The sequence below is a fragment of the Kitasatospora sp. NPDC059803 genome, assembly GCF_042732255.1.
Classification (GTDB): Bacteria; Actinomycetota; Actinomycetes; order Streptomycetales; family Streptomycetaceae; genus Kitasatospora.
This window is the reverse complement of the sequence record NZ_JBHWIJ010000365.1, coordinates 1-7,205: the sequence shown is the minus strand read 5'-3', so window position 1 is coordinate 7,205 and position 7,205 is coordinate 1. Positions and strand designations below refer to the sequence as shown.

The following is a 7,205-nucleotide window of genomic DNA, read 5'->3' as shown; positions in this document are numbered from 1 at the left end:
AGGCGGTGCCGGTGAGCACGGTGGTCGCGGGGGCCGGCGGGGCCGGGGCGGGGGGGGGCGTCGAGCCCCCCCACCCCCCGCCCCGGGGGCCCCCGCCCCCCGGGGGGGCGCGCGGGGGGGGGCCCCCGCGCGCGGGGCCCGCCCGGGGGGCGCTCACCGGGCGGGTGGGGGCCCCCCCCCCTCGGCGGATGTCGGCGGCTTCAGGCGCTGTCCGGCCTAGATGATCAGGCTGAGCGGCATGATCAGGGCGATGGCGACGACCGAGATCACCGTCTCCATCACCGACCAGGACTTCAGCGTCTGCCCGACGCTCATCCCGAAGTACTCCTTCACCAGCCAGAAGCCGGCGTCGTTGACGTGCGACAGGAAGAGCGAGCCGGCGCCGATCGCCAGGACCAGCAGGGCCGCGTGGGTGGAGGACATGTCGGCGGCGAGCGGGGCGACGATGCCGGCGGCGGTGATGGTGGCGACCGTCGCCGAGCCGGTGGCCAGGCGGATCAGCACCGCGATCAGCCAGCCGAGCAGCAGCGCCGAGATGTGCCACTTGCTGGACCACTCGCTCACCGCGTTGCCGACGCCCACGTCGATCAGGGTCTGCTTGAAGCCACCGCCGGCGCCGACGATGAACACGATGCCGGCGATCGGGCCGAGCGACTTGCCGACGGTGTCGGAGATCCGCGCCTTGTCGAAGCCGGCCGCCTTGCCGAGGGTCAGCATGCCGAGCAGGGTGGCGGCGAGCAGCGCGATCAGCGGCGAGCCGATGAAGTCGAACACCCGCTGGCCCAACGCCTTCGGGTTGTCGATCACCACGTCGGTCAGGGCCTTGCCGAGCATCAGCACGACCGGCAGCAGGATGGTCGCCAGCACCGCGCCGAAGGACGGGGTGTGCTCGGGCTTGGCGCTCTCCTCGGGGGCGGTGGCCTTCGGGATCTCCAGCGGGCCGACCCAGCGCTCGGCCAGCCGGGAGAACAGCGGGCCGGCCACGATCAGGGTGGGCACGGCGATCAGCAGGCCGAGCGCCAGGGTGATGCCGAGGTCCGCCTTCAGGGCGTCGACGGCGACCAGCGGGCCGGGGTGCGGGGGCACCAGGCCGTGCAGCACGGACAGGCCGGCCAGCGCGGGGATGCCGATCCGCATCAGCGGCACGTTGCCGCGGCGGGCGACCAGCAGCACGATCGGGATCAGCAGGACGACGCCGACCTCGAAGAACAGCGGCAGGCCGAGGACGGCGGCGATCAGCGCCATCGCCCAGGGCAGCGCCTTGTTGCCCGACCGGGCCAGCACGGTGTCCGCGATGATGTTGGCGCCGCCGGAGTCGGCGAGCAGCTTGCCGAGCATCGCGCCCAGCCCGATCAGCAGGCCGACGCCGGCCACGGTGGAGCCGAAGCCCGTGGAGAAGCTGTTGAGCAGCTTGTCGAACGGGGCGCCCGCGACGGCGGCCAGCAGGCCGGAGCCGAGCGTGAGGGCGAGGAAGGGATGCAGCTTCAGCTTGGTGATCAGTAGGACGATCACACCGATGCTGAGCAGGACCGCGATCAGCAACTGGGAGTCGCTGCTGGTGTGCGGCAGGGCCGGTGGGGCGGCCGCGAGCAGAGTGGGGGACATACTCACGCGAGGTCTCCATTGACCGGCCGCAGCAACGCCACGGCCATCTCGACGAGTTCTTCGGGGGACGGACCGACGTCCAGGACGGCGCCGCGCTCGTGCGCGCCCAGGGGTTCCAGGGCGGCGTACTGGGAGTCGAGCAGCGACGGCGGCATGAAATGGCCGGTGCGGTGGGCGAGCCGGTCCTCGACCAGCTCGTGACCGCCGCTGAGGTGCAGGAAGTAGGCACCCGGGCAGGCCGCGCGCAGGGTGTCGCGGTAGCGGTGCTTCAGCGCCGAACAGGTGACCACGCCGCCGGTGCCGTCCTCGGCCCGCTCCTTGAGCCAGGCGCCGACGGCGCGCAGCCAGGGGGCGCGGTCCTCGTCGTCCAGCGGGATGCCGGCCGACATCTTGGCGATGTTGGCCGCCGGGTGGAAGTCGTCCGCCTCCGCGTAGGGGAGGTCGAGTCGTTCGGCCAGCAGGCGGGCCAGGGTGGTCTTGCCGACACCAGAGACGCCCATCACCACGATGGTGAGAGGGCCCGCCGGTGTCACTGCCGGGAAGTCGTGGTTCTCGACGCTGAGAGCCATGGGTGGTGCTCCTTCGTTGCCTGGCCGCCACTATCGCCTCAAAGATATGACGTATTCAAGTGGTGGAAACCAAATCGTCATACTTTTGAGCTGTGGGGTAGATCGCAGGGCGCGGGACCCGGTACGCGCCGGTGGTGACGGCGGGACGGGCGTCTACGCTGGGCGGATGGAGATCCAGGGGCTGCCCGGTCGGCTGCTTGACGAGCTCGGGCCCGCGATCGCGTCGGGGGAGATTCCCGAGGGTGCGGTACTGCGCGGCGAGGAACTGGAGGAGCGGTTCGGGGTGTCCCGGACGGTCGTCCGGGAGGCGGTGCGGATCCTGGAGGGGATGCGCCTGGTGGCGTCCCGGCGGCGGGTCGGGATCACCGTGCAGCCCAGGTCGCTCTGGGACGTCTTCGACCCGCTGGTGATCCGCTGGCGGCTGGCCGGCGCGGACCGCTCGGCCCAGCTGCGTTCGCTCGGCTCGCTGCGGGTGGCCGTCGAACCGGCCGCGGCCGCGCTCGCCGCGGTGCACGCGAGCGACGACGACCGGCGCCAACTCGGCTCACTGGCCGTGGAGTTGACCGTATCGGCGCGGGCCGCCGACCTCACCACCTTCCTCCGGCACGACATCGACTTCCACGCCACCGTGCTGCGCGCCTCCGGCAACGAGATGTTCGCCCACCTCGGCGACACCGTGGGGGCGGTGCTCACCGGGCGGACCGAGTACCATCTGATGCCCCATCAGCCGGAGCCGTACGCGATCCGGCTGCACCGCGAAGTCGCCGACGCGATCTGCGCCGGGGACGCCGTCCAGGCCGAGCAGGCCATGCGGACGATCGTGGCGGGCGCCCTGGAGGAGCTCAACCAGCAGTTGGGCTGACCTCCCCCGGCGGCGGGCCGCCCGCTGCCGGCTGCCCGGATCACGCGCTTTGACGGCAGTTCGGTGGATTCGGACGCATAGTCCTGGTTCGGCGGGGCAGAGTGAGGCAAGGGGGCGCGTTTCGCGTGCGCCCGTCCCGTGTCCGCCGCCGAGTCCGCGCCTGGGGGTCGATCGATGTCCGTGCCACGCCGCCGTCGCCGCCTGCCCGACGAGGTGCGCGCCGCCGCCGTCCGGGCGGTGCTCTGCCTGTCCTTCACCCTGGTCGGCGTGGTCGTCGCCACGCTCGCCTCGTACGCGGACAGTTGGCTGATGACGCCGGCGCTGATGGCGATGGGACTCGGGGTGTTCGGCACGATGTGGTGCCTGCTGGAGATCCTGATCTCGCGCCAGGTCGCCGCCCAGCGGCAGCGCGCGCCCGGCTCCGCGCACCCGATGGCGGGCAGCCGGGCGCCCGACCCGCTGGCCGCCCGGCCGCTCCCCCGCCCCGGCGGGCCACAGCGCCAGCCGCGACTGCCGGCCGCGTAGGACACCTGCGGCCGACACTGCGGATCAGTCCTCCGGGACGGCCCGGTAGTGGGTGGTGAGCCGGCCCGTGTCGTCCAGGACGTGGAAGGCGAGCATCGGCGGCTGGGTGAAGGAGATGCCGGGCCCGCCCTCGCAGGGCAGCGTGACGGTGGAGACCACACCCGGGGCGACCAGCAGGGGCAGTCCGGCGAAGGTGGTGGCGGCGCCGGTGTGGGAGTGGCCGCAGAGCAGGCCGGCCACCCGGGGGTGCCGGGCCAGCACCGCGCCCAGCGCCTCCTCGCCGAACTGGCGGATCGGGTCGACGTTCGGCAGGTGCAGGACGGCCGGCGGGTGGTGGAAGGCCACCAGCGCCGGCAGGTCGGCGCGGCCGGCCGCCAGTTCGGCGTCCAGCCAGGCCAGCGTCTCCTCGTCCAGCAGGCCGTCATCGCGGCCGGGGATCGAGGAGTCCAGCATCAGCACGTCGGCGCCGGGCAGTCGGTGCAGCCGGTTGACCGGGCCGTCCGCGGGGGCCTCGCCGAGCAGCACCTCCCGGTAGGGCGCCCGGCGGTCGTGGTTGCCGGGGCAAATGAGCACCGGGTACCGGGAGTCCAGCACCTTGGCCACCTGCTCGTACTCGGCGGGCAGGCCGTGGTCGGCGAGGTCCCCGGTGACGAGCACGGCGTCCAGCGGGCCGGGCAGGGCGTCGAGGTACGCCATCACCTGCCCGGCCCGCCGCCGGGCGCGCCTGCCGCCGTCCCGGCGGTGCTCCTGCCCGAGGTGGATGTCACTGAAGTGCGCGATCGTCAGCATGCACGCCACGCTAGTCAGTTGAGGACTGCGCCGGAACCTCGGCCGGACGCTTGAACATCCGGGTGGCGGTGATCTCGCCGTGGATGGCCGGGCCGTCCGGGTCCTGCGGGGCGGGCAGACCGGGGCGCAGGTGCTCCTCGACCGAGATGTACTTGAGGCCCGCCCGCAGGTCGGCGTCGTTGCGCAGCCGGATGACCAGCGGGAACTCGGCGAGCGCGGTGGTGTCGAACAGGCCGGTGGTGTAGATCAGTTGGACGCCGAGCGCATCGGCCACGGCCCGCTGGAGCTCCAGCAGGTAGGTGGCGTTCGCGCGGCCGATCGGGTTGTCCAGGAACAGCGTGCCGGCGTGCCGCAGCTGGGACTGGCCGCGGTCGTTGGCGCGCAGCGCGGCCATCGTGCAGTACAGCGCGATGGCGGCGGTGAGCAGCTGGCCGCCGGAGAAGACGTCGGACATCTGGCCGACGCCGACCCGCTCGGCGCGCAGCACCGCGTCCGGCTTGAGGATCTCGACGCTGACGCCCTTCGGGCCCATCGCGGCGGCGACCCCGCGCAGCAGCAGGGACATGCCGTCGCGGCGCAGGTCGCTGTTCTTGCGGACGGCGGCGCGGGTGGCCTCGTCGATGACCTCACCCAGGCGCTCGACCAGGGTGGCGTGGTCCGGGTCCTCGAAGCGGATCCGCAGGAACTCCTGGCCGGACCACTCCCCCAGGCCCTCGGGCAGCCGGGAGAGCCGCTGGGCGGCGCGCAGGGTGGTGAGCGAGGACTCGACCAGGCCGCGCAGGCGGTCGACGATCGAGCCGCGGTTGCGCTCCAGCTGGGCGAGTTCGTCGGTCAGCACGCGCAGCCGGGGCGCGAAGGCGGCGGCCCAGGCGGCGGCGTGCTCGGGCAGCGCGGCGGCGGGCAGTTCGCGGATCTGCTGGCGGGCGGGGGTGCGGACGGCCTCGTAGCGGGCGGCGTTGGCGTGCCGGACGAGGGCGTCGGAGGCGTCGCGGACGGCGAGTTCGGCGGAGGACAGCTCGCCGGCGGCGGTGCGCAGGGCGCGGCGGGCCTCGGCGGCGGTGCCGCGCGCCTCCGGCAGTGAGCCGAGGTAGGGCTCGGCGGACTGGCCGTCGTCCTCCTGCTGCTCGCGCAGGCCGTCGCGCAGCTGGCCGGCGAGTTCGTCGAAGTCGGCGGCGGCCGACTGGGCGGCGTCGAAGGTGCGTTGCAGGTCGGCGTGCGCGGTGTGGGCGGCGTCCAGGGCCTCCCGGCGTTCGGCGAGCCGGCTGGTGGCGGTGCGCAGCAGGACCTGGGCGTGCTCGGGGTCGGCGGGGACGAGGTCCTCGGGCAGTTCGGTGTGCGCCTCGCCGTCGGCGGGGGCGGAGCGCTCGGCCTCGCCGCGCAGGCGCCCGAGCTGCTCGCTGGCGGCGGCGGAGCGGGCCTCGATGGTGGCGACCAGGTCCTCGGCGCGGGCGGCCGCGGCCTGGCGGGCCGGGCCGTCGGCGCCGTCGGGGCTGCCGAGGAGTTCCTCGGCGCGGGTGCGGACCTTGTTGGTGAGGCGGTCGAGTTCGGTCGCGGCGGCGGCCTCGTCGCCCTCGGCGCGGGCCTGCTCGGCGCGCAGGTCGGCGCCGACGCCGACCTTCTCGTACAGCTGGGAGGCGGCGCGGTAGGCCTCGCGCAGGGCGGGCAGTGCGGCGGGGGCCGACTCGGAGGGCTCGTCGGCCTGCTCGGCGGCGGGGATCTCGGCGCGTTCGGCGCGCACGGTACGGGCGGTGCGGCGGGCGTCGTCGGCGGCGCGCTGGGCGGCGCGGCGGTCCTCGTCGCAGGTGCGGGCGCGTTCGGCGCAGACGGCCTGGCGGCGGTCGCACTCGGCGGCGTCCTCGGCGAGTTCGCGCTGGCGGCGCGCCCAGTTGGCGCGCTCGCGCAGCCGGAAGGCGAGGCCGGAGAGGGCGTCGGCGCGGCGGCGGGCGCGCTGGGCGGCCTCGCGGTGCTCCTCGTGGGCGGCGGCCGCGGCGGCGTGGTCGGTCTCGGCCTCGTCGTGGTCGGCGCGCAGGGTGGCCAGGGCGGCGGCGGCCTGCTCGGCGTGCTCGCGGGCGGCCTCGGCGGCGGCGGCGAGTTCGGCGAGGGTGCCGGGCGGGCAGCTGGCGTGCCAGGAGGCGAGGCGGGCGGCGAGGGCGCGGTCGGCACCGAGGCGGGCGGCGAGTTCGCGGATGTGCTCCTCGCGGGCGCTCGCCCGGGCGCGCAGTTCGCGGCGCTCGTCGTCGGCGGCGGACTCGTCGTGCATGGCCGGGTTCGGCGGCACCAGGAAGAACGCGGGCTGGTCGGTGATCGGGGCGATCAGGGAGGCGGCGGCGCCGACGGCGACGGTGGAGCGGGGCAGCAGGGCGGCGGCCTGCAGGGCCTCGCGGGCCCGCTCCAGCGAGGCCGGGTCGGTGACGACGACGCCGTCGACGAGTTCGGGGCGGGCGGCGAGGATCGCCTCGTGGTCGGCCGGGTCGACGGACTGGGCGAGGTAGCGCCAGCCCGGCAGGGCGGGGATGCCGTGCTCGGCGAGGTACTCGACGGTGGCCAGGACGTCCGGGCCGGGCGGCAGCAGTCCGCCGTCACCGAGGGCGGCGAGGATGCGGGAGTCGTCGGCGGCGGCGGTGCGCAGGTCGAACAGGGTGCGTTCGGCGGTGGCGATGGACTCGTCGAGGAGTTCGCGCAGGTACTCGGCGTTGCGGTCGAGGACGGCGGGGGTGAGGAAGCCGGCGTCCTCCTCGGCCCCTGACCCGTCGTCGCTCCAGTCGGTGGGTGCGGGGGTCAGGGAGAGCAGGTCGGAGAGGCGCTGCTCGGTGGCGAGCAGGGCGGCGGTGCGCTGCTCGGCGGCGAGCGCCCGG

5 protein-coding genes and 1 pseudogene are annotated in these 7,205 nt (G+C 74.9%); 2 read left to right on the top strand and 4 right to left on the bottom strand.

What is annotated here, in order from left to right; translation table 11 throughout:
• Window positions 1-216: 216 nt before the first annotated feature.
• Window positions 217-1,605, bottom strand: coding sequence for a gluconate:H+ symporter (locus ACFV6I_RS35435; RefSeq protein WP_063350187.1), 1,389 nt, complete (start codon window positions 1,603-1,605; stop codon window positions 217-219).
• 2 nt (window positions 1,606-1,607) lie between these two features.
• On the bottom strand, window positions 1,608-2,174 hold the full coding sequence (locus ACFV6I_RS35430; RefSeq protein WP_380338308.1) for a gluconokinase: 567 nt from the start codon (window positions 2,172-2,174) through the stop codon (window positions 1,608-1,610).
• Window positions 2,175-2,340: 166 nt separating this feature from the next.
• Here ACFV6I_RS35430 and ACFV6I_RS35425 point away from each other — a divergent pair, with 166 nt between their 5' ends.
• Together ACFV6I_RS35425 and ACFV6I_RS35420 are read left to right on the top strand one after the other, a co-directional pair.
• Complete coding sequence (locus ACFV6I_RS35425; RefSeq protein WP_063350185.1) at window positions 2,341-3,036, top strand: FadR/GntR family transcriptional regulator; 696 nt, start codon at window positions 2,341-2,343, stop codon at window positions 3,034-3,036.
• A 174-nt stretch (window positions 3,037-3,210) separates the two neighbouring features.
• Window positions 3,211-3,561, top strand: a complete 351-nt coding sequence (locus ACFV6I_RS35420; RefSeq protein ID WP_350884255.1) for a hypothetical protein — start codon at window positions 3,211-3,213, stop codon at window positions 3,559-3,561.
• A 24-nt stretch (window positions 3,562-3,585) separates the two neighbouring features.
• Here the strand turns inward: ACFV6I_RS35420 and ACFV6I_RS35415 are convergent, their stop codons facing one another.
• Together ACFV6I_RS35415 and ACFV6I_RS35410 are read right to left on the bottom strand one after the other, a co-directional pair.
• Window positions 3,586-4,350 carry a metallophosphoesterase gene (locus ACFV6I_RS35415; protein WP_380429997.1) on the bottom strand — a complete coding sequence of 255 codons (765 nt, stop codon included), beginning with the start codon at window positions 4,348-4,350 and terminating at the stop codon, window positions 3,586-3,588.
• A 10-nt stretch (window positions 4,351-4,360) separates the two neighbouring features.
• Window positions 4,361-7,205 (bottom strand): annotated as a pseudogene (locus tag ACFV6I_RS35410) (hypothetical protein); the annotation flags it as partial.

Coding starts and splice junctions, on each gene's coding strand:
- ACFV6I_RS35425 (WP_063350185.1), top strand. CDS start 2,341: ATGGAGATCCAGGGGCTGCCCGGTCGGCTGCTTGACGAGCTCGGGCCC.
- ACFV6I_RS35430 (WP_380338308.1), bottom strand. CDS start 2,174: ATGGCTCTCAGCGTCGAGAACCACGACTTCCCGGCAGTGACACCGGCG.
- ACFV6I_RS35415 (WP_380429997.1), bottom strand. CDS start 4,350: ATGCTGACGATCGCGCACTTCAGTGACATCCACCTCGGGCAGGAGCAC.
- ACFV6I_RS35420 (WP_350884255.1), top strand. CDS start 3,211: ATGTCCGTGCCACGCCGCCGTCGCCGCCTGCCCGACGAGGTGCGCGCC.
- ACFV6I_RS35435 (WP_063350187.1), bottom strand. CDS start 1,605: ATGTCCCCCACTCTGCTCGCGGCCGCCCCACCGGCCCTGCCGCACACC.